At 71.4% G+C, this 22,581-nt stretch carries 10 protein-coding genes and 2 pseudogenes; 7 read left to right on the top strand and 5 right to left on the bottom strand.

Annotated features, from left to right (window positions below; translation table 11 throughout):
• Positions 1-232 precede the first annotated feature (232 nt).
• The 4 genes and pseudogenes from HCN52_RS05840 to clsA form a co-directional block, all read right to left on the bottom strand.
• On the bottom strand, positions 233-565 hold the full coding sequence (locus HCN52_RS05840) for a small basic family protein (RefSeq protein WP_167973809.1): 333 nt from the start codon (positions 563-565) through the stop codon (positions 233-235).
• The gene (locus tag HCN52_RS05835) at positions 562-1,581 is read right to left on the bottom strand and encodes a DUF881 domain-containing protein (protein ID WP_168087293.1); all 1,020 of its coding nucleotides are present in this window, start codon (positions 1,579-1,581) and stop codon (positions 562-564) included. The genes HCN52_RS05840 and HCN52_RS05835 overlap by 4 nt, the downstream gene beginning before the upstream one ends.
• Positions 1,582-1,656: 75 nt before the next feature.
• Positions 1,657-4,153, bottom strand: a pseudogene (locus HCN52_RS05830) (sugar phosphate nucleotidyltransferase).
• 138 nt (positions 4,154-4,291) lie between these two features.
• Positions 4,292-4,900 (bottom strand): cardiolipin synthase ClsA, encoded by a 609-nt coding sequence (gene clsA / locus HCN52_RS05825; RefSeq protein WP_168087292.1) that lies wholly within the window; start codon positions 4,898-4,900, stop codon positions 4,292-4,294.
• Positions 4,901-5,119: 219 nt separating this feature from the next.
• Between clsA and HCN52_RS05820 the strand changes: the two genes are divergently transcribed.
• The 4 genes from HCN52_RS05820 (at position 5,120) to HCN52_RS05805 (ending at position 10,378) form a co-directional block, all read left to right on the top strand.
• Positions 5,120-5,569, top strand: a complete 450-nt coding sequence (locus tag HCN52_RS05820; protein WP_168087291.1) for a PTS sugar transporter subunit IIA — start codon at positions 5,120-5,122, stop codon at positions 5,567-5,569.
• A gap of 17 nt (positions 5,570-5,586) precedes the next feature.
• Entirely contained in the window at positions 5,587-7,263 is a 1,677-nt protein-coding gene (ptsP, locus tag HCN52_RS05815) for a phosphoenolpyruvate--protein phosphotransferase (protein WP_168087290.1), read from the top strand.
• Between the two features lie 489 nt (positions 7,264-7,752).
• The gene (locus tag HCN52_RS05810) at positions 7,753-8,973 is read left to right on the top strand and encodes an acetyl-CoA C-acetyltransferase (protein ID WP_168087289.1); all 1,221 of its coding nucleotides are present in this window, start codon (positions 7,753-7,755) and stop codon (positions 8,971-8,973) included.
• Between the two features lie 241 nt (positions 8,974-9,214).
• The gene (locus HCN52_RS05805; RefSeq protein WP_168087288.1) at positions 9,215-10,378 is read left to right on the top strand and encodes a hypothetical protein; all 1,164 of its coding nucleotides are present in this window, start codon (positions 9,215-9,217) and stop codon (positions 10,376-10,378) included.
• Positions 10,379-10,461: 83 nt separating this feature from the next.
• Here HCN52_RS05805 and HCN52_RS05800 read toward each other — a convergent pair whose 3' ends face one another.
• A complete protein-coding gene (locus HCN52_RS05800; protein ID WP_168087287.1) occupies positions 10,462-10,818 on the bottom strand; it encodes a hypothetical protein in 357 nt (118 codons plus the stop codon).
• Between the two features lie 191 nt (positions 10,819-11,009).
• On the opposite strand from HCN52_RS05800, the pseudogene HCN52_RS25230 reads away from it, so the two are divergent.
• From HCN52_RS25230 to HCN52_RS05785, 3 genes and pseudogenes are all read left to right on the top strand, one after another.
• Positions 11,010-11,096: pseudogene (locus HCN52_RS25230) on the top strand (MerR family transcriptional regulator); the annotation flags it as partial.
• A 373-nt stretch (positions 11,097-11,469) separates the two neighbouring features.
• Positions 11,470-15,639: a LamG-like jellyroll fold domain-containing protein gene (locus tag HCN52_RS05790; protein ID WP_209314199.1), complete on the top strand. Its 4,170-nt coding sequence runs from the start codon at positions 11,470-11,472 to the stop codon at positions 15,637-15,639.
• 77 nt (positions 15,640-15,716) lie between these two features.
• Positions 15,717-22,577, top strand: coding sequence for an HNH/endonuclease VII fold putative polymorphic toxin (locus HCN52_RS05785; RefSeq protein ID WP_168087286.1), 6,861 nt, complete (start codon positions 15,717-15,719; stop codon positions 22,575-22,577).
• Positions 22,578-22,581 lie beyond the last annotated feature (4 nt).

The following is a 22,581-nucleotide window of genomic DNA, read 5'->3' as shown; positions in this document are numbered from 1 at the left end:
ACAATGGAACGCCCGCCCCGACCGGCGGGCGGACTGGTGCGAGGGGAATCGTCGGTGAGTTTTTTCGCTAAGTTGTTCGGCAGGCGGCAGGGCGGCACGGAGAGGGCGGCACGGCTCCGGCCGACCAGGAGGGCGGCGGCGGTCGACGGCCGGGCGGGCCGCCGGCCGCGTCCTCACCGGGGCGGCGCTCCGCACCGTCCCCGGGCCTGTGGTGCTGGTCGCTCATGTGCCATCACGCCCGGAAGATGTGGCGTCGGATGGACGCCGCGTTGGAGAAGATTCTGATCCCGAAGACCACGATGACGCCGGTGGAGAGCTGGGCGCCGACTCCGAGCTGGTCGCCGAGGAAGACGATCAGTGCGGCCACCACGACGTTGGAGAGGAAGGAGACCACGAAGACCTTGTCGTCGAACTTCCCGTCCAGTCGGGCACGCAGACCGCCGAAGACGGCGTCGAGGGCGGCCACGACGGCGATGGGGAGATAGGGCTCCATGCCCGTGGGCACGACGGGCCGGGTGATGACCCCGACCACGACGCCGAGCACCAGCCCGAGAACGGCGATCACGGTGTGTGTTCCTCTCCAACGTTGCCGGGCGGGCCGGGTGCCTGCCCCGATGGCTGCTGCCCCGTCTCCCCGGTGCCGCTTTCGCTGCCGTCGCCGACCTCCGGCGCGGCGGTGCCGCTGGGGTCCGGCCCGTCACCGTCCTCCGGGACACCGGGTCCCACGGGGGTGGCGCTGCGCAGCACCAGCCGTGAGGCGGCCGGCAGCCGCAGTTCGTCGCGTTCCGTGAGAGAGCCGCGGATGCCGTAGTGCTCCCGCAGCGAGTCCAGCGTCGCTCCGCCCGCGCCGGCCTCGAACGCCCCGCGCAGCGTCTCGCCGTCGCCGACGGCGTGGACGGTGTACGGCGGTACCAGCGGGCGGTTGTCGACCAGCACCGCGTCGCCGGCGGCGCGGATGGCGGAGACCGCGGTGAGCCGCTGCCCGTTGACGGCGACCGCCTCCGCGCCGGCCGACCACAGTCCGTTGACGATGCGCTGCAGGTCGCGATCGCGGAGTCGTCCGGTGTCGGCGAAGCCGCCCCCGTCACGGGGACCGCCGCCCAGCGCGTCGCCGGCACCCTCGGCGTCGTCGAGGACGAGTTCGAGTCCGGGGCCGGTGACCGCGATCGCGCCGGCGAGCAGGGCGGTCAGCTCCGCGGCGCCGCTGCCCCCGGTGAGGGCGGCGCGGCGCAGCTCGGCGACGTGGTCGCGAAGGTCGTCGACCTCCTGCTGGAGCGCCTCGGTCTGGTCGGTGCCGCGTTCGACGCGCTCGGCGAGTTCCCGGCGCTCCTGGGCCAGCGCGGGTGCGCCCGCGCGGGTCTGGAGGGCACCGAGGGTGATCACCATGGCGGTGAGCAGGAGGCCGGCGATCAGCCAGAGCCGGCGTCCGCCGGGTGCGGGCCCGCCGGCCGCCGCGCGGCGGCGGGCGGCCTCCTCGTAGCCGGCGTCCAACGGATGGTCCATGACCTCGTTGAGCAGCCACATCGACGCGTCGGGACGCGTGGTGCGGTCCGCACGTTCGGGGCCGGGCTGCTGGGGCATGGCGGACATCGTCGCACGCCGCCGGACGGGTGAGGCGCGGGCCCCTCCCGTCCGGCGGTACGTGCGCGGCCGGGGTCAGTCGCCGGCGCTGTCGACCACCGCGCTCCAGCGGTCGAGGAGTTGGCGCGCGGCCTCGTCGTCGGGCCCCTCCGCCCACAGGTGGGTCACGGCCTCCGCGGGGTCGGGCAGCACCATCACCCACCTGCCGTCGGGCTCGACCACCCGCACGCCGTCGGTGGTGTCGACCTGCCGGTCCTCGGCGGACTCGACCACCCTGCGCATCACCATGCCCTTGACGGCCCAGGGGGTGACGATGTCCCGGCGCAGGACGTGGGCGCGCGGTATGCGGGCGTCGATCTGGCTGAGGGAGAGCTGGGTACGGGCGACCAGCCCGGTCAGCCGTACGAAGGCGGCGGTGGCGTCGAAGACGTTGCCGAACTCCGGCACGATGAAGCCGCCCTGTCCGTCGCCGCCGAAGACGGTGGCCTCCTTGGCCGCGGCGCGGGTGAGGTCGTCGGGAGAGGTGGTGGTCCAGGCGACCTGGGTGCCGTGGTATGCGGCGACCTGCTCCGCGATGCGGGTGGTGGTGACCGGCAGTACCACGCGGCCGCTGCGCCGCTCGGCTGCCACCAGGTCCAGCAGGACCAGCAGGGCGCGGTGGTCGTCGATCACGCGTCCCCGCTCGTCGACGACGGACAGCTGCTCGCCCACCGGGTCGAACCGGACGCCGAACGCGGCCCGCGCGGAGGCGACGATCTCCCCGAGCCGCACGAGGGCGGCGGCCCGGTCCTCGGCCGTCTCCGTGGGCCGCGCCTCGTCGAGGCCGCCGTTGATGGTCAGCGCGTCGACACCGAGTTTCCCGAGCAGGCTCGGCAGCACCAGGGAGGCACTGCCGTGCGCGGCGTCCACCACGACCTTCATCCCCGCCTCGCGGACACCGCTGGTGTCGACGGCGCGCAGCACGGAGCCGGTGTAGGCGTCGAAGACGCTGGCGGGGAAGCGGAGGTCGCCGATCTCCCCGGGGAACGCGCGCCGGAACTCCTGGCGGGCGTAGACGCGGTCCAGCTTGCGCCTGCCCGGCCTGGGACAGGTCGGCGCCGTGCTCGTCGAGGAACATCACGTCGACCGAGTCGGGTACCCCGGGCGTGGTGCGGATCATGATGCCGCCGGCGCTGCCGCGGGCCGTCTGCTGGCGGGCCACCGGCAGCGGCACGTTCTCCAGGTCGCGGACGTCGATGGCCGACGCCTGGAGGGCGGAGATGACGGCGCGCTTGAGGGCGCGCGCGCCCCGGGAGTGGTCGCGTGCGGTGGTGACCGTCGCGCCCTTCTTCAGCGTCGTGGCGTAGGCGCTGGCCAGCCGGACGGCCACCTCGGGGGTGATCTCGACGTTGAGGATGCCGGTGACGCCGCGCGCCCCGAAGAGGTTGGCCTGGCCGCGGGACTCCCAGATGACCGAGGTGTTGACGAAGGCGCCGGCCTCGATGGTCTTGAACGGGTACACCCGGACGGTGTCCTGGATGATCGACTCCTCGCCGATCAGGCACTCGTCGCCGATGACGGCGCCGTCCTCGATGCGCGCGGCCCGCATCACGTCGGTGTTCTTCCCCACCACGCAACCGCGCAGGTTGGTCTGCGGGCCGATGTAGACGTTGTCGTGGACGACGGCCCGGTGCAGGAAGGCGTCGGACTTCACGACCACGTTGGAGCCGACGACGGTGTGCTCGCGGATCTCCGCGCCGGACTCGACCTTGGCGTAGTCGCCGATGTAGAGCGGGCCGCGCAGGGTGGCGTCGGGGTGGACCTCGGCGCCCTCGGCCACCCAGACGCCCGGGGAGATCTCGAAGCCGTCGATCTCGACGTCGACCTTGCCCTCGAGCACGTCGGCCTGGGCCTTGACGTAGCTCTCGTGGGTGCCGACGTCCTCCCAGTAGCCCTCGGCCACGTAGCCGTAGACCGGCTTGCCCTCCTTCATCAGACGGGGGAAGACGTCACCGGACCAGTCGACGGGCACGTCGGGGTCGACGTAGTCGAAGACCTCGGGCTCCATGACGTAGATGCCGGTGTTGACGGTGTCGGAGAAGACCTGCCCCCAGGTCGGCTTCTCCAGGAACCGCTCGACGCGGCCCTCGTCGTCGACGATGGTGATGCCGAACTCCAGCGGGTTCGGCACCCGGGTGAGGCAGACCGTGACCAGGGCGCCGCGCTCCCGGTGGAAGCGGATCAGCTCGGTCAGGTCGAAGTCGGTGAGCGCGTCGCCGGAGATGACGAGGAAGGAGTCGTCCTTCAGCGCCGCCTCGGCGTTCTTGACGCTTCCCGCGGTGCCGAGCGGCTTCTCCTCGTTGGCGTAGGTGAGCTCCATGCCGAGCTCCTCGCCGTCGCCGAAGTAGTTCTTGACGAGGGAGGCGAGGAACTGGACCGTCACCACGGTCTCGGTGAGCCCGTGGCGCTTCAGGAGCCGCAGCACGTGCTCCATGATCGGTCGGTTCACCACGGGCAGCAGCGGTTTGGGCATGCTCGCGGTCATCGGCCGGAGCCGGGTGCCGGAGCCTCCTGCCATTACGACGGCCTTCATAGTGGAAGTGTCCTCCTCGCAGAGCGGACAGTCATGCCGACTGCGCCCGTCCGGACGAGTTCGCCCGCACGGCGGGGTGGGACAGGGGTGGCCGCCGTGTCGGCACGCCGTACCTCAGCGACACTGCCGGAGGCGGGATCAGTCGGCCGCGGAGTCCGCCGTCAGAAGGCGGCGGACCTGGACCACATAGAGGATCCCTGCCCACCAGTACAGCGCCGTACCCCAGGTGGCGAACGCCCATCCGAAAATCGCGGCCAGTGACGCCACGCTGCCGGATCCGTCACTGAGCAGCAGCAGCGGGAAGGCGTACATGAGGTTGAAGGTGGCCGCCTTGCCGAGAAAGTTGACCTCGGGCGGCGCATAGCCCCGCCGGTCCAGCAGCAGCACCGCGACCAGCAGGCACACCTCCCGCAGCAGCAGGAGCGCGGTGATCCACCAGGGGAGGATGTCGCGCCAGGTGAGCGCGAGCAGCGTCGCGAGGATGTAGAGCCGGTCGGCGGCCGGGTCGAGGATGCGGCCGAGGCTGCTCACCTGGTTCCAGCGGCGGGCGAGCTTGCCGTCGAGGTAGTCGCTGACGCCGCTGAGGGCGAGGACCAGCAGGGCCCAGCCGTCGAGGCTGGGCCCGTCGAACACCGGGGAGAGGACGAGCCAGAGGAAGAGGGGGACCCCGGCCAGGCGCGCCATGCTCAGCAGGTTCGGGACGGTGAAGACCCGGTCGGTCTGCACGCCTGTCTGTTGGACCTCCACCGGTGGAGCCCTCCCGTGTTCGTGTGGTGCCGGCGTTCCCGACGACCGGCTGTGCAGACCCTATCGGGAGCGGTCGGTGGCACCGGGTGAGGGTGGCATGGTGAAAGGTGACGGAGGGTGGAGCTGAGCCGAACGGTTCCGTGACGTACGCTCGTGTAGCGGCACAAACGTCCGATATGGGTCGGCGCCCGAACGGGTGCCCGCCGAGGGAGGCTGCCCATGACCACCGTCTCGTCGCCCCTCGCCGGGCGGGTGCTGACGCTCCAGGACGTACCGGATCCCGTCTTCGCCGACGCGCTGGTCGGGCCCGGCGCCGCGGTGGACCCGGTCCGGGTCCCGCTGGAGGCCCTGGCGCCCTTGGACGGCATCGTCGTCTCGCTCCAGGCGCACACCTTCGTGGTCGTGGACCCGGCGGGGCGCGCGGTACTGACCCATCTGGGGATCGACACCGTGCAGCTGGCGGGCGAGGGGTTCGAGCCGCTGGTGGGCAAGGGCGACAGCGTACGGCGGGGCCAACCGCTGGTGCGGTGGGACCCGGCGGCGGTGGCGGCGTCCGGCCGGTCCCCGGTCTGCCCGGTGATCGCCCTGGATGCCTCGGCCCCCGACCTGGCGGGACTGCGTACCGGGCGTGACGTCCGGGCAGGTGACGTGCTGTTCAGTTGGAACTGAGACCGGAGACAGGTGAGATGGACGCGAGGTTGAGGGGTGTCGGCGTGAGCCACGGGGTGGCCCGTGGCGAGGTACGCCACATGGGGACAGCGGTGCTGGAGCCACCGGCGAGGCGACTCGCCGAGGGCGAGGCGCCCCGGGAGCGGGAGCGCGCCGCCCGCGCCGTGGAGGCGGTGGCCGCGGACCTGGAGGCGCGCGGCGCGCTGGCGGGAGGCGAGGCCCAGGCGGTGCTGGAGGCGCAGGCGCTGATGGCGCGTGACCCCGAGCTGGCGGCCGACGTGGAGCGGCGCATCGGAGCCGGGGACATCGCCGAGCAGGCCGTGCACGACGCCTTCGCCGCCTACCGGGAACTGCTCGCCGCCGCGGGCGAGTACCTCGCGGGCAGGGTCGCCGACCTCGACGACGTCCGCAACCGCATCCTGGCGCGGCTGCTCGGCGTCCCGATGCCCGGGGTCCCCGACAGCGACGGCCCGTTCGTCCTGATCGCCCGTGACCTCGCCCCGGCGGACACCGCGCTGCTCGACCCCGCGCTGGTGCTCGGCTTCGTCACGGAGGAGGGCGGCCCCACCAGCCACAGCGCCATCCTGGCGCGCGCGCTGGGCGTACCGGCGGTGGTGGCACTGCCGGGCGCCGGCGAGCTGGTCGAGGGCACCGTTGTCGCCGTGGACGGCGAGAGCGGGGAGGTCGTCGTGGCCCCCGGCGACGAGGAGTGGGCGGCGCTGGAGCAGCGCGCGGCCGAGCGCCGGGCGGCGCTGGGCGAGGCCCGCGGTCCGGGCGCCACCGCCGACGGGCACAAGGTGCCGCTGCTCGCCAACATCGGCGGGCCCGGGGACGTCGCGGCGGCGGTCGAGGCCGGCGCGGAGGGCGTGGGGCTGTTCCGGACGGAGTTCCTCTTCCTCGGCGACGGGGCGGACGGCTCCGAGCCGCCGTCCGTGGCCGAGCAGACGGAGGCGTACCGACACGTACTGGCGGCGTTCCCCGACGGCAGGGTGGTGGTGCGGGTCCTGGACGCCGGCGCCGACAAGCCGCTGTCCTACCTCAACCCCGCCGACGAGCCGAACCCGGCGCTGGGCGTGCGGGGGCTGCGGGCGCTGCTGGCCCACCGTGAGGTGCTGCTGGACCAGTTGCGCGCTCTCGGTCGCGCGGCGGAGGGGCAGTCGGCCTATCTGGAGGTCATGGCGCCGATGGTGGCGGGTCCCGGTGAGGCGCGGGAGTTCGCCGAGGCGTGCCGCGAGGCGGGGCTGTCCGCACGGGCGGGCGTGATGGTCGAGGTGCCGTCGGCCGCGTTGCGCGCGCGGGCGCTCCTCCAGGAGGTGGAGTTCCTCTCCCTGGGCACCAACGACCTGGCCCAGTACACCTTCGCGGCAGACCGGCAGGTGGGGGCGCTCTCCCGCTGGCAGGACCCGTGGCAGCCCGCCCTGCTCGATCTGGTCGCCCTCTCGGCGGAGGCAGCCAAGGCCGAGGGGCGCAGCTGCGGTGTCTGCGGCGAGGCCGCCTCCGACCCGGTCCTGGCCTGCGTGCTGGCCGGCCTCGGGGTGACCAGTCTGTCGATGGGCGCCGCCTCGATCCCCTACGTGCGGGCCCGGCTGGCCCGGCACACCCTCGCGGAGTGCGAGCGCGCGGCGTCGGCCGCGCGTGCGGCGGACGACGCCGAGAGTGCCCGCGCCGCGGCGGTGGCCGCCCTCGGCGGCTGAGCGACCGCGAGCGGGCACGGGACGCCGGGGGCGGCTGCCCCCGGCGTCCCGCCGTCGGGCGGCAGGTCACAGCGGGCGGCACCGGTAGCCGGGCAGTTCGAGAGCGGACCGGTGGACCACGGTGCCGCCCGGCGGTGCGCCGGGGGCGCCCGCCGGAAGCGGAGGGCGGGCGAGCGGGCGGCACGGACCCCCGGCGGGGCGAATGCGGCGTGCGTCACACGACGCGATCCGTGACGACGGCCCTACGCGCGGGTAACTTCGCGGTGCGGCGGTCCCGCACGGCAGCGGACCGCCCGCACGGCACCGCCGGGCTGCGGCTCACGCACCGCCGTCACGCACTGCCGTCACGAGTACCAAGCACGAGCACCCGTCACGCACCGTCCACCGCCGGCAGGCGACCGCAGCCCGTTCCGGCACCCCGCAGCAGCACCGTTCGTCCGACAACCGCCCGGCCGGCGAGGTCGCCGGCCCCGGCCCTGGGAGCCCGCCATGCCCGAAGCCGTCATCGTCGCCGCCACCCGCTCCCCGATCGGCCGGGCCCGCAAGGGGTCGCTGAAGGACGTCCGCCCGGACGACCTCACCGCGTCGATCGTCCGCGCCGCCCTGGACCAGGTCCCGCAGCTCGACCCGCGCGAGATCGACGACCTGATGCTGGGCTGCGGCCTGCCGGGCGGCGAGCAGGGCCACAACCTGGGCCGGGTCGTCGCCGTGCAGCTGGGCATGGACCACCTGCCGGCCTGCACGATCACCCGCTACTGCTCCTCCTCGCTCCAGACCACGCGCATGGCGCTGCACGCGATCCGCGCCGGGGAGGGCGACGTCTTCGTCTCCGCCGGTGTCGAGACGGTGTCGCGGTTCGTCCACGGCTCCTCCGACGGCATGCCCGGCACCCACAACCCGCTCTTCGCCGACGCCGAGGCGCGCACCGCCCGCCGCGCCGAGGAGGGCGGCGAGGGGTGGACCGACCCGCGGGAGAGCGGCGACCTCCCCGACGTCTACATGGCCATGGGCCAGACCGCGGAGAACCTGGCCCGCGCCAAGGGCGTGACCCGCCAGGAGATGGACGAGTTCGGCGTCCGCTCGCAGAACCTCGCGGAGCAGGCCCTCGCCGCCGGGTTCTGGCAGCGGGAGATCACCCCCGTCACCACCCCCGACGGCACGGTGGTCAGTACCGACGACGGTCCCCGCGCCGGCGTGACCCTGGAGGCCGTGCAGGGGCTGAAGCCGGTCTTCCGCCCCGACGGCCTGGTGACCGCCGGCAACTGCTGCCCGCTCAACGACGGCGCCGCCGCCCTGGTGATCATGTCCGACACCAAGGCGAGGGAGCTGGGGATCACCCCGCTCGCCCGGGTCGTCTCCACCGGGGTCTCCGCGCTCTCCCCGGAGATCATGGGCCTGGGGCCGGTGGAGGCGTCCCGCCAGGCGCTGGCCCGCGCCGGGATGACCATCGGCGACATCGACCTGGTCGAGATCAACGAGGCGTTCGCCGCCCAGGTGATCCCCTCCTACCGCGACCTCGGGGTCGACCTGGACCGGCTCAACGTCAACGGCGGCGCCATCGCCGTCGGCCACCCCTTCGGCATGACGGGCGCGCGCATCACCACCACGCTCATCAACTCGCTCCGGTGGCACGACAAGCAGTTCGGGCTGGAAACTATGTGTGTAGGCGGCGGCCAGGGCATGGCCATGGTTCTGGAACGCCTGAGCTAGAGGTGACGCGCGTCACTGCCGACCCCTCGGTATACACCAGCGATACCGAAGCGGCCCCGTGATGTGACCCAGCACAAGGCGCCCCGCATCGGCGCAGGTCAGCGTCGTGCGGGGTGCCGGGCAAAGGAGGCCCAGGGACCAAATACCCTCCCGGTTCGTGACGTTCCGCTCTGCACCACGTGGCACCGGTGCGGAAACGTGGGATAGGAACTAGGGGGACACCGCGACCAGGAGATGCTTTGTGAGCGCCATATCCCTCATCCTGATGCTCGCCGCCGGCCTCGCTCTGGCCGTCTGTACGGCCGCACTGTGGGCCGCGCGCGGCCTGCGCGCCGAGGTGACCGCACTGCGGGCACTGCTCGCGCCCGCGCTGCTGCCGCCGGCCCGCGTCGCACCGGACGAGGAACTGATCCGGGCGGCGGTCGCGGACGCGCTGGCCGACGAGCGCGACCGCGAGCTGGCCGAGGCCCGCGCCTTCTGGGCGGAGCAGGAGGCACGCGACGCCGAGAACGCCGCGATGGGCCACCACGGCTCCCCCGCCTCGTCCGCCGACGAGATGCTGCTGGACGCGCTGCTGGAGCGCTACCTGGCCGAGGGCGACGCCACCGGTGCCGACGGTTCGCTGCTGGGCGGCGGGGAGTTCGGCGCGCTGGGTCCGGACGTCGACCTCGCCGGGTACGACCCGCACGGCTACGACGCCCACGACGCGGCCTTCGGCATCCGCCCCGCCCGCCCGGTCGTCCCGCGCCAGGGCACCGGCCGCGAGGACGCCGACTTCTTCACCGCCGAGCACTCCGCCGAGCACTCCGAGGACGCCCCGACCGGCCGCGCGGACGAGTCGTCCAGCGCGCGCGACCGGCGCACCGGCGAGGAGCGCGGGCAGGGCGAGTACGGCGACGCCGCACCCCGCCGCCCCTTCCTGCCGCGCCAGGCCACCGGTGACGTGACGCCCGCCCCGGCGCCGGAGCCCCGCGACGAGGACGACCAGCTCTCCGCGGAGATGGCCGCCGCCCGCCGCCGCCACCCCTCGCACCCCGGCTACTCCCTCTCCGGCGAGCCGGTGGAGCTGCCCGGCCAGGCGTGCGAGCCCGGCCACGACGCCGCCGTCGAGGAGTACGAGCGCACCACGGAGCGGCTGGGCCGCCTCGCCCGCGCCGGGACCCCGCTCGCCGACGTGCGCCCCGGGCCGCTCGGCACCCTGGACGTCTTCCTCTTCGAGGACGGCACCACCCTCTGCCTCTCCCCCGGCCACCGCGAGACCTCGCAGCGCCTCGCCTCGGCGGTCCGCGCCGGCGAGTCGCCCGTCCTGCTCGGCGGCTCCGGGGTCTCCGGCGCCTACGCGCTGACCTTCGCCTGCGGCGAGGAGAGCATCTACCTGCTGGCCGACCGCATCGTCGCCGCCTGACCGACCCTCCGCCGGTCCCCACGACCTCGGCCCCCGCTGAGCCGCCCACGGCTCACCGGGGGCCGACGCCATTCCGGGGTGCCTCAGGCGGAGGACTTCCGCGCTGCCCGGTCCAGCACGACCGGCCGCCCACTGACCTTGTCGTAGCGGCGGCGCACGTACATGGTGAAGCCGAGCGCGTGCAGCGCCTCCTCCGCGGAGTGCGTGTTGGCCGGCCGTCGGCCGAGCGCGGTCTCCACCAGCGGCAGGACCGGCAGGTTCCGTCCGCCGACCTCGACGACCACTTCGTGATCGGTGTTGGCAGGCGTCCGCAGCGCGGCGACGGCGACCATCGCGAGCGTCAGCTCGGCGTGGCCGCCGCCCAGCAACCTCACCTGTGCCGCCGCGGGCCCGGTCCCGGCTCCGGTCCCGGCTCCGCCCCCGTCACTCGTCTCCGCCACCACGTCGTCCCCTCCGACTCCGCCGGGCCGCGCCCCTGCCGGACGGCCGCGCTGCTGCCGCCGAGGCTACGCACCGCGCTCCGGCCGGGGCGGCGTCCGCCGAACTCCCCGGCCGCCCGCAGCCGCCCTGCTCCCAGTCCGAGGTCAGTTCTTGCCCCCGCACCGTGGCAGGCGGTCAGCTGCGAGACACCCTGTTCACCATCGGAGACACCGCCCGGCACGGCCGCGTCTCGGAACGGATGCTGCGGCACTACGACGCGACCGGTCTGCTGCGGCCGACGACTGGTGCACACCGCGAACCGAGGTATCGCGAACTGCCTCGGGTTCAGCTCCGGCACAGCTGAACCCGCCTCCGACCCACCCACCGCTGGCGCCTTCCAGGCGGCAGCACGGCGCATCACCGCGGGTGCACAGCCTTCACCCATGCGCCCGTTTTCGACCACGTCATATAGCTAGATGACCGCTCAGCGTCCGATCTGACGGTTCGCATGATCACAAAGTGCTGGACAGGACGCATGTGGTGACCATACGCTCCTGCGGTCCCACACATCTGTGGAGGCGGTGTTCACACCTGGGGAAGGGTGCGTGGGGGGAATGGTGGGGCGATCACGCCTGCCTGCGGTTCGGGCTGGGGTTGCGGTCACGGTGTCCATGGCGGTGGCGTTGGGGCTCGCTCCGGCGACACAGGCGGCCCCCGCAGCCGGTAACGAGCCGGCGTCGGAGTCCCCCACCGTGCCGGGCGAGCAGTACGACCCGGCGCTCCCGGAGGAGTCGCCCGAGGCCACGGCGATAGCCGAGGCCCGCGCCACCGGGGAAGCCGTCGAGGTCGTCTCCCAACGCGGCGAGGCCCGCGAGGTGTTCGCCACCCCCGACGGTGACCTGGAGGCACGGGAGTACGTCGTCCCGGTGTGGTCGCGGGTGGCCGGTGAATGGCAGCGCGTCGACCTCGACCTGGCGGCAACCGCCGACGGGCGGATAGCCCCGACCGCGGCCACGGTCGACGTGACCTTCTCGGCGGGCGGCGACGACGAACTCGTGGTGCTGTCCAAGCACGGCCGCGAGTTCGCGCTCGACTGGCCGGGCGAGCTCCCCGAGCCCGTCCTCGCCCAGGAACGGGCGACCTACCGCGATGTGCTCCCCGGCGTGGACCTGCGGATGGAGGCGGTGCCCGACGGGTTCTTCTCCCTCCTCGTCGTCAAGAACGCCGAGGCCGCCGCCAATCCCGAGCTGGAGAAGATCCGCTTCGAGCTGGAGACCAGCGGTCTGCGGGTCGAAACCACCCCCGAGGGCGGCCTGACGGCGCTCGACGCGGGTTCGGGCGGCGTCGTCTTCGAGGCTCCCACCCCCCTGATGTGGGACTCCTCCACCCCGGCGGCGACGGAAGGCGGTGCGCAGGCGCGCGCGGCGGCCCCCGCCATCGACGCGGCCGAGACGCCGGCGCCCAGTGACTCATCCCGGCTGGCCGAGGTCGAGTTGGAGGTCGACAGCGACGGCTCGCTCGGCGAACTTGTCCTTGGCCCCGACCTCTCGGTGCTGCGCGGTGAGGACGTGCAGTACCCCGTCTACATCGACCCGCAGACGCACTCGCCGCGCGCATCCGCGTGGACGATGGTCTCCCGCCACTGGTCCGGCAGCCCGCAGTGGAAGTTCAACGGCCGGGCGGACGAGGGCCTCGGGTACTGCGTGGGCTGGTCCGGCTGCAACCCCAACGAGGTGAAGCGGCTCTTCTACCGCATCGACACCTCGCGGTTCGCCGGCACCCGGGTGCAGAAGGCGGAGTTCGTCGTCCGCAACACCCACTCCGCCCAGTGCACGGCGCACCCCGTGCAGCTGTGGCGCACCAAGGGCATCACCTCCTCCACGACGTGGAACACGCAGCAGGCGTCGGGCTTCTGGATCGAGCGGCTGCGCACCAGTTCGTTCCACTACGGCGGCAACCCGCAGCAGGGCTGCCGCCCGGCGGGCGACGCCGAGTTCGACATCACCTCCGCGGTGCAGAAGGCGGCCGACAGCCGCACTTCGACGATGACGTTCGGGCTGCGCGCGAGCAACGAGTCGAGCAACCTGCACTGGAAGCGCTTCAGCAAGGACGCGCATCTGCGGGTGACCTACAACCGTCCGCCCGCGCGCATCAAGCCCTCGCAGATCACGCTGGAGTACGGCGGAACCTGCAAGCCGCAGTCCAATCCGGCGATCGCTCGGTCGCTGGGCAACGTCCACGCCAACAACGTCACCGACCCCGACGGCGACAGTGTCCGCGTGCAGTTCCGCGTCCGCTGGTCCGGCGGCGTGTGGGACGCGCCGCTGACCTCCGCCAAGCGCTCCGGCTCGTCGTTCTCCCTGAAGCTGCCCAACCACCTGCCGCAGAACAGCACGCTGCGGCTGTACGCGCGTGCCTACGACGGCTCGCACTACGGCCCGTGGTCCGAGGTCGACGGCCACCCCTGCTACTTCCGCTACGACACCTCCGTGCCCGCCGCCCCGACCGTCACCTCCGACCGCTACCCGGAGTTCGATCCGTCGGGTACCGATATCTGGTACCAGGGAGCGGGTCACTACGGTGGCTTCACCTTCACTGCGGCGGACCGCGACGTGAATCGCTACCGCTACGGCATCAACAACGATCCGACCGCCGCGAACCAGGTGGCGACCAGCTCGGGTGCCGCGCGGAGTGTCTCCGTGCTGCCCGAGGAGCCGGGGCTCCACTTCGTCACGGTGCAGGCGCTGGACCAGGCCGGCAACATCTCGGAGGTCCGCACCTACCAGTTCCTCGTCTCCCCGGGTGAGTCGCCGCGCGCCGCATTCTCTTTCGACGAGGGGCCGGACGCAGCCGCAGCTGAGCCCGATGTGCCACAGCACGACGCGACGCTGACCGGCGGTTACGTACTCGGTGTCCCCGGCGTGGTGGGCACGGCGCTCCAGTTGGACGGTGAGACGGGCCACGCGGCCGTCGAGGGTCCGGTGGTGGACACGGGCAAGCCCTTCACGGTGTCCACCTGGGCGCGCCTGGACACCAAATCCGCCGGCTCGTCCGTCGTCGTCGAACAGACCGGCCGCAACTTCGCGGGCTTCACCATCTACCACTCCGGCCACTACGACCAGTGGGCCGTCCTGGCCCAGCGGAGCGACGACCCGGCGGGTACGGCGCGCAGTCGAATCCTGGCCGACGCGCCCGTCACGACTGGGACGTGGACGCACCTGGCCGCGTCCTACGACGGCACGAACCTCCGGTTCTTCGTCAACGGCCGGCTCGCCGGGACGACACCGCACACGTCTGCGTGGTCCGCTCAGACATCGCTGCAGATCGGTGCGTCTCGTCGCGGGAGCGTGGTCAGCGAGCACCTCGGCGGCAGCGTGGATCAGCTGCAGTTCTTCGACTACGCGATGACGACCGCTTCGGGCCCGATGGCGCAGCTCTACGACAAGCAAGCCGTGTCGACCGCTCCTCACCGTCCCGCCACCGCCGTCTTCCCCTTCGACGAGCCCGCCGGGACGACGGCGGCCACCGGAACGGCCGACCACGGGCCCGCCGTCTACCACGGTGGCGTGCGAACCGGGCGCCCGGGCGCCAATGAGTACGCAGCCACGTTCAACGGCACGGACAGCTACGCGGTGACCGAGGCGCCCATCGTCGACACCAGCCGTGACTTCTCCGTCTCCGCCTGGGCACGTCTCGACAAGTCGCGCGCGGAGGGCGCGGGCATCATTGCGGCGCAGCTCGGTGCCGACGCTCCCGGGTTGGAGTTGTACTACTCCAAGGGCTTGGACCGCTGGGCGTTCAACCAGTACCGCAGTGACACGCCGAGCGCGGGACCGGTTCGCGCGGCCCAACCGGCCGGAACCGTCGCGCAGGACGGCGAGTGGGCGCACCTGGTGGGGGTGCACGACTCCGTCGCCGACACGCTCACCCTGTATGTGAACGGCGTACAGGCCGGTCGTACCACCCGTGGTGGCGCCTGGGACGCCACCGGTCCCGTCATGATCGGGGCGGGTTCGTACAGCGGCGACATCCGCTCGCACTTCCCCGGCGACATCGACGACGTCCGGTTCTACTCCCGGGTCGTCACTCCCACCGAGGTGGGCCAGTTGCTGAAGCAGAACCCGCTGCTCACCGCGCGGTGGGAGCTGAACGCGGGGAGCACGACCTCGCCCGACGCCTCGCCGAACGAGAACCACCTCACCCTTCACGGCGGCCATGAGTTCGGCCCTGGTCGCCACGGGGACGCCCTTCTTCTGGACGGTGCGACCGGTTACGCGCAGACAGCCGGTGTGCCCCTGGACACCACGGCCAGCGTCAGCGCGGCGGCCTGGGTGCAGGCAGCCGCCGCACCCGAGCAGCCGGTCACGGTGCTGAGCGCTGCCGGCAACCGCCAGAACGCGCTCGCCGTGCGCTTCCTCCCGCACAGTGAGGAGCCCGGCTGGGGATCGTGGCAGGTGGCCGTGGCGGAGGAGGACGACGCGTCCTCGCGTCTCTCGACCGCGGTCAACCAACTCTTCTACGACATCAGGGACTGGAACCACCTCGCCTTGGTCTACGACGGGTCGACCAAGCGCGCCAGCCTGTATGTCAACGGGTCGCTTCAGGAGATCGTCTGCACCGAGGACTCCGACGAATCCTGTGTCGCGGGTTCCAGCTGGACCGACAACGCGCTGACGTTCGAGGCGACGCACTCCTTCCAGCTCGGCAGACAGCGCTCGGGCAGCGGGTGGTCCGAGTACTGGCCCGGGGCCATTGATGACGTCTGGCTCTACCAGGGCGTCCTGAGCGCCGCCCAGGTCCTGGCCACCGGTTTCGGGGATTCCATCGCCCCCGGGCCCTGAGCCCTTCCGTGCCACCGCTATCCGACTGCTCACCCCTCACCGGCCGCCCAGCGCGCACTGAAGGACGACGCACCCAGATGAAGACCACCTTCCTCGCCAGACGGCGCACCGCTTCCCTCCGGGGCAGGATCGCCCTCGGCGTGGCGACCGTCATGGTTGCCTCACTTGTCCAGGCCGTGAACCCGTCCGTGTCGAGTGCCGACGACGGCACGGTCGAGGCGGAGGTCGAGCTCGGGGAGCCGGTGGACGGCTCGGACGGGCTGCGCGTGGCGCCTCGCCCGGTCGACCACACGCCCCGTGTGATCACGGACCAGCCCAGTGCGGAGTTCCCGTCCGACGAAACCCACGAGGTCGCCATTGAGGGCGGCGACGGTCCGTTGACGGACGGAACGGCACTCGACCCCGTGGGGGATCTACCCGTCGAGGTACGGACACAGCAGGACGCGAGCGTCGTTGTCGAGGCGCAGCCGGGCGCAGCCGGCGGAGACGGCTCTCCGGGCATCGCCTTCAGCCTGACGGTCACACCGGACGAGCCGACCGGAGCCACGGCCCGCACTGCCTCCGACAACGGCGGGAACGACCTCACCGAGGTCGACGTGCGCATCGACTACTCGGCGTTCGCCGAAGCCTACGGCGGCGGCTACGGGGACCGGTTGACCCTGCACGCGGCTCCGGACTGCGCAGAGGACGGCGACTGCTCGACCGCCGAGCCGGTCGATGTCGTGAACGACACCGAGCAGCAGACCCTGACCGCGGCAGCCCTGTCGGTCCCCGCGGCGACGCCCATGACCCTCATGGTGGCCGCGACGGCCGAGGGGGACAAGGGCGACTACACCGCCACGGACCTGTCGCCGTCCAGCACGTGGGAGACCGATCTCAGTACCGGTGACTTCACCTGGTCCTACGACATACCGCTGCCCGACGTCCCGGGTGAGCTGACGCCCAGCATCGGCCTGACCTACTCGGCGGGCAGTATCGACGGCCGCACGTCCTCCACCAACAACCAGGGTTCCTGGGTCGGTGACGGCTACAACCTCTGGCCCGGGTACATCGAACGCAACTACAAGTCCTGCGGCTACAAGAACGTCGAGGACGAACACGAGAACAAGGTCGCCGACCTCTGCTGGGACCACGACAACGCCTTCATCTCACTCAACGGGATGGCGGGTGAGCTCGTCCCCGCGGGTGACAACACCTGGAAGCTGCAGTCCGACAACGGCACCCGCATCGAGCGGCTGACCAGCTCTGCCCGGGCCAACGGGGACAACGACAACGAGTACTGGCGTGTGACCGACCCCGAGGGCACCCAGTACTACTTCGGGTACCACCGCCTCCCCGGCTGGTCCTCCGGCCGGGCCGTCACCAACTCCACCTGGACGGTGCCGGTCTACTCCACCAAGGCCGGAGAGCCCTGCTACAAGGCGACCACCGAGGACTCCTGGTGCCAGCAGGCCTGGCGCTGGAACCTCGACTACGTCGTCGACGCCGCGGGGAACGTCGTCACCTACTACTACGACCGCGAGCAGAACTCCTACGGCCGCTTCCTCGACGAGGAGAACAACACCCGCTACACCCGCGGCGGCACCCTGAACCGCATCGAGTACGGCCTCACCAAGGGCAACGAGTACTCCGGCCAGCCCCTCGCGAAGGTGCTGTTCACCAACAGCGACCGCTGCCTTCCGGGCGGCGGCGCCGACTGCGCCGACATCACCAAGAACCCCCAGTACTGGTACGACACCCCCTGGGACCTCAACTGCGACGCGAGCGGCGACTGCGACCGGGGCCGCTACTCTCCGAGCTTCTGGACCACCAAGCGCCTGACCGAGATCACCAGCCAGGTCCGCAGCGGCACGAGCTACCGGAACGTGGACAGCTGGAAGCTCGCGCACCACTGGGGCACCGCTGACGTCGACTACCAGCTCCTGCTCTCCAGCATCCAGCGCACCGGCCACTCCGCCACCCCCGCGATCACCCTCCCGAAGACCACCTTCGGCTACACGCAGCTCGCCAACCGCCTGGACCGCACCGGCGACGGCTACGCCCCCTTCATCAAGGCGCGCCTTTCCTCCATCGCCGACGAGTACGGCGGCCAGGTAGATGTCGGGTACTCCGCGCCCGCGTGCACGCACGGCAGCACCCCGACGCCGCACACCAACACCACCCGCTGCTTCCCGCAGTACCTCGCCGGCGGACCGGAGCACGACCCGGACCTGCAGTGGTTCAACAAGTACGTCACCGAGGAAGTGACGACCACCGATCGCACCGGCGGCTCCCCCGACCAGGTCGTCCGCTACCGCTACCTCGGCGGCGCGGCCTGGCGCTACGACGACAACGCCCTGGTCGACGACGACGAGAAGACCTGGTCCCAGTGGCGCGGGTACGGCCACGTCCGCGTCCAGAGCGGCAGCCAGACCCGGATGGAGACGCAGGAGGACTCGTACTTCCTGCGGGGCATGCACGGCGACCGGCGGACGCCCAGCGGAGGTACCAAGAGTGTCTCCGTGACGCTGGGCGCCGGCGAGGGCGACCCGATCACCGATCATCCGACGGCAGCCGGTCTCCCCTACAAGACCGTCACCTTCGACAAGGCCGGCGGCGCCGTCGAGGCCAAGACGGTCACCCGCCCGTGGCACCACCAGACGGCGCGCAGCGTACGCGACTGGGGAACCATCACTGCAGACTTCAAGGGCGCCGCGGAGCTGAAGAGTTGGATCTCGCTCGACGACGGCGCGGGCCAGAAGTGGCGCATCAGCGAGACGCATCACACCTACGACACGGTCGCCGGGCGTCTGGTCCAGGTCGACGACCGCGGCGACACCGCGATCACCGCCGACGACCGGTGCACCCGCACCACGTACCCCGCGGTCACCGACGCGAACCTGCTCAACCTCCCCTCCCGCGAGGAGACCGTCGCGACCCGTTGCGCCGCCACTCCCGACAGGGCTGACGACGTCGTCAGTGACGTCCGCTACGCCTACGACGGGCGGGCGTACGGGCAGAGCCCCACGGTCGGCCGCCCCACCGCGACGGCCGAACTGATCGAGCACGACGGAACGGTCGCCCGCTACGTCGAGGCGACGGCGACCTTCGACTCGTACGGTCGTCTGCTCTCCGAGACCGATCTCGCCGCGGACATCACCGTCAGCGGCAACGGCGCTCCCACGCGAACGGCTCGCACCGACGGTCGCACCTCCAGCACGACGTACACCCCGGCCGTCGGCATCCCGACAACGGTCCGCACGGTCTCACCGCCGGTACGCCCGGGTGACTCGGCCTCTGCCTTCACCGAGACCACCACGCTGAGCGCCGGCCGCGGACTGCCGACCCGACTCTCCGACGCCAACGGCAAGGAGACGGTGCTCGACTACGACGCGCTGGGCCGCGCCACCAAGGTGTGGCACCCGGACCGCCGGACCACCGCGCTGCCGAGCCTGGAGTTCACCTACCGCGTGGTCGACGGGCAGCCCGTCGCCATCGGTACCCGCACGCTGAACTCGCGTGGATCGCAGCTGACCAGCTACGTCATCTACGACGGGCTGCTGCGCGAACGTCAGACCCAGGCGCCCGGGTCCGACGGCGGGCGCATCCTCACCGATACGTTCCACGACGAACGCGGTCTCGTCACCAAGGCATTCGGTAGCTACTACGCGATCGGCGAACCGGCCCAGACGCTGTTCCTCCCGGAAGATGCCGACAGCGTCGAAACCCAGACCCGCCACACGTACGACGGTCTGGATCGCGAGACCGAGACCCGTCTCATCGCCGGTAGCGGCGACGGCGGCGACGTCCTCTCGACGACGCGGACGATCTACTCCGGAGACCGCATCACCATCCTCCCTCCGGAGGGCGACACCGCGACCACCTCCATCCGCGACGCTCGTGGCCAGCTGACGGAGTACCGCCAGCACCATCAGCCCGCCGCGGACGCCGACTACGACACGACGACCTACAGCTACACACCCCGCGGCGAGCTGGCCTCGCTGACCACACCGTCCGGCGCCACCTGGAACTACGCCTACGACCAGCTGGGCCGTCCCACGACCACCGCCGACCCCGACACCGGCACTTTCACGCGCACCTACACCGACCGCGGCGAGCTGGAGACCTCCACCGACGCGCGCGGCACGACCCTGAGCTACACGTACGACAACCTCGGCCGCAAGACCGAGCTCCGCGAGGGCGGACCGGACGGACAGCTGCGAGCCACCTGGCAGTACGACACCGTCACCGGCGCCAAGGGACACCTCGCACGCTCCACCCGATGGGAGAACGGTGAGGCCTACGTCTCGGAGGTCACCGAGTACGACCGCCGGTACCGCCCCCTGGCCACCCGCCGGGTCGTTCCCGGCGCGGAGGGCGCCCTGGCCGGCACGTACGAGACCCGCCAGACGTTCGATGTCGCCGGCCTGCCGCAGGCAACCAACCTGCCGGCCGCGGGCGGGCTGTCACGCCAGACCGTCGCCTACACGCACGACCTGCGGACACTGCAGCTCACCGCAACCGAACTGCCGGCGGGCACCCGGCTGAACGCCACCACGGAGTACAACCGGACCGGCGCTCCCATCCGCCAGTCCTTCCGACAGTCCGCAGACCGGTCCATCGACACGACGTACACCTACGAATGGGGTACGCGGCGCCTGAAGACCTCGACGGCCGTGGCCGTGGCGCCCGGACCGCGAGAGGCGCTTCGGGGAGAGACGTACAGCTACGACGAGGTCGGCAACGTCCTCTCGATCGCCAACGTCGCCGGCGACAACGACGTGCAGTGCTTCGCCTACGACCACCTGCGGCGGATCACGGAGGCATGGGCCCAGAGCGCCACGCGGTGTGCCGACCCCTCGGGCGAGGTGTCCATCGGGGGCCCGGCCCCTTACCACCACTCCTACACCTACGACCTCGCGGGCAACCGGGAGACCGAGGTCCTCCACGAGCAGGACACCACTCGCGCCTACGAGTACAGCGAGTCGCAGCCGCACACCCTGACCGAGGTGATCCAGGACGCGCCCGGTGTCCGGTCGCTGGAGGAGTACGGCTACGACGACTCGGGGAACACCGTGTCCCGCCAGACCGGGGGCGAGACGCAGACGCTCTCGTGGAACCCCGAAGGGCGCGTCGCCCAGGTCGAGAACGCCGACGACACGACCGTCGAGTACATCTACGACGCCGACGGCTCACGGCTGATCGCCCGGACCGACTCCGAAACCACCCTGTACCTCGGCCACACCGAAGTCGTGGTCAAGCGCGGGGCAGCCGCCGCGGAAGCCACCCGATACATCGACCTCGGCGCCGGCCATGCCGCAGTCATCGAGAACGACTCCACCACCAGCTTCACGCTCGCCGATCACCACGGCACGGGCAATGTGGCGGTCAATGCGCAGACACTCGAAGCCACCCAGCGGAGGACCCTGCCGTTCGGCGGCTACCGCGGTGAGGACCCCGGTGCGGCATGGCCAGGGACTCGCACCTTCGTCGGAGGCTACGACGACACCGCAACCGGCCTGTACGGCCTGGGCGCACGCGAATACGACCCCGCCCTCGGCCGCTTCATCTCGGCCGACCCCATCATGGACCGCAGCGACCCGCAGCAGCTCCATGGCTACTCCTACTCGAACAACAACCCGCTGGCGTTCAGCGACCCCACGGGGCTTTTCTTCGGCTTGGGTATCTGGCGGGGGCTACTGAACCTGGTGCGGACTATCAAGTCCATCCCCAAACGCGTTCCCATTACAACGTCGCGACCGACCAATCACGTGGAACTGCCGGGGCGTCAGCCGACTTTCACCATCAGGCCCACTCCCCCTCGCCCGGCACCCGCCAAAGACCCCGGGGTATGGGCTGGGTTTGTCGGTAGAGCGAAGGCCGTCGGCGGCGGCATCCTGGACTTGGCCACCACGGGCGCCGGCGCCGTCAAGGGCTGCTTCACGGGCAACTTCTCCAGTTGCACCGATGGGGCGGATCTCGCCATGTCGATGACACCTGGCACGCCCCAGTTCACCATGGGAATGGTTGAAGGCGTCGTTGGCCGCGGCAAGGAAATCTACGGTGACATAAGAGACGGGAACTACGGGAAGCTCACGGGCGAACTGCTATTCGACGCAGCCGTCGCGGCAGCCTTCCGCCGCGCTCCGCTAGTGGGTAAGCGAGGCGGCAGCTGCAACAGCTTCGTGCCGGGAACCCACGTCCTCATGGCCGACGGCACCACCATGGCCATCGAAGACCTCAGCGTCGGCGACGAGATCCTCGCCACCGATCCCGAGACCGGCGAGACAGGTCCGAGGACAGTCACCGCGGAGATCACAGGCGAGGGCGAGAAGGTACTCGTCGGCGTGTCCGTCGCCGACGCGGACGGCAACACCCACAAGATCACCGCAACCGACGGCCACCCCTTCTGGCTCCCCGACGAAGACGAGTGGACCAAGGCAGCCGACCTCACTGCCGGCGACCGACTCCTCAGCTCAACAGGCCTCCCGGTCGTCGTCGTGGACACCGACACCAACACCGGCATCGCAACAGTTCACAACCTCACCATCGAGGGCGTCCACACGTACTATGTGGCGGCAGGCGAGGCCCCGGTCCTCGTCCACAACAGCAACTGTGCACCATCGACACGGGTACTTCCGAGTCGGAACTCAGCCTTCAGGGCAGCAAAGAGGGACCTCGGAATCCCGAACGGACAGCAGCCCGACAGCTTGAACATGACACCTATGACCGATCGATCAGGAAACAATATTCTCAACCCCGACGGAACCCGAGTGATGACCAGGGAATACACCTATACACGCAATAGCGGCGATCGAGTGATCATTCAGGACCATTCGCATGGGCATTCTTATGGTGAGGGCGGCATTGGGGACCAGGGTTCACACCTTAATGTCCGCCCGTTCGAAAACCCGAGGACCGGCAAGGTACCCGGCACGGCCCAGCACTACGAGTACTGACAGA

It is taken from the genome of Streptomyces bohaiensis, assembly GCF_012033785.1.
GTDB lineage: Bacteria > Actinomycetota > Actinomycetes > Streptomycetales > Streptomycetaceae > Streptomyces > Streptomyces bohaiensis.
The sequence above is the reverse complement of the archived record's forward strand: the minus strand, read 5'-3'. Positions and strand labels throughout refer to the sequence as shown.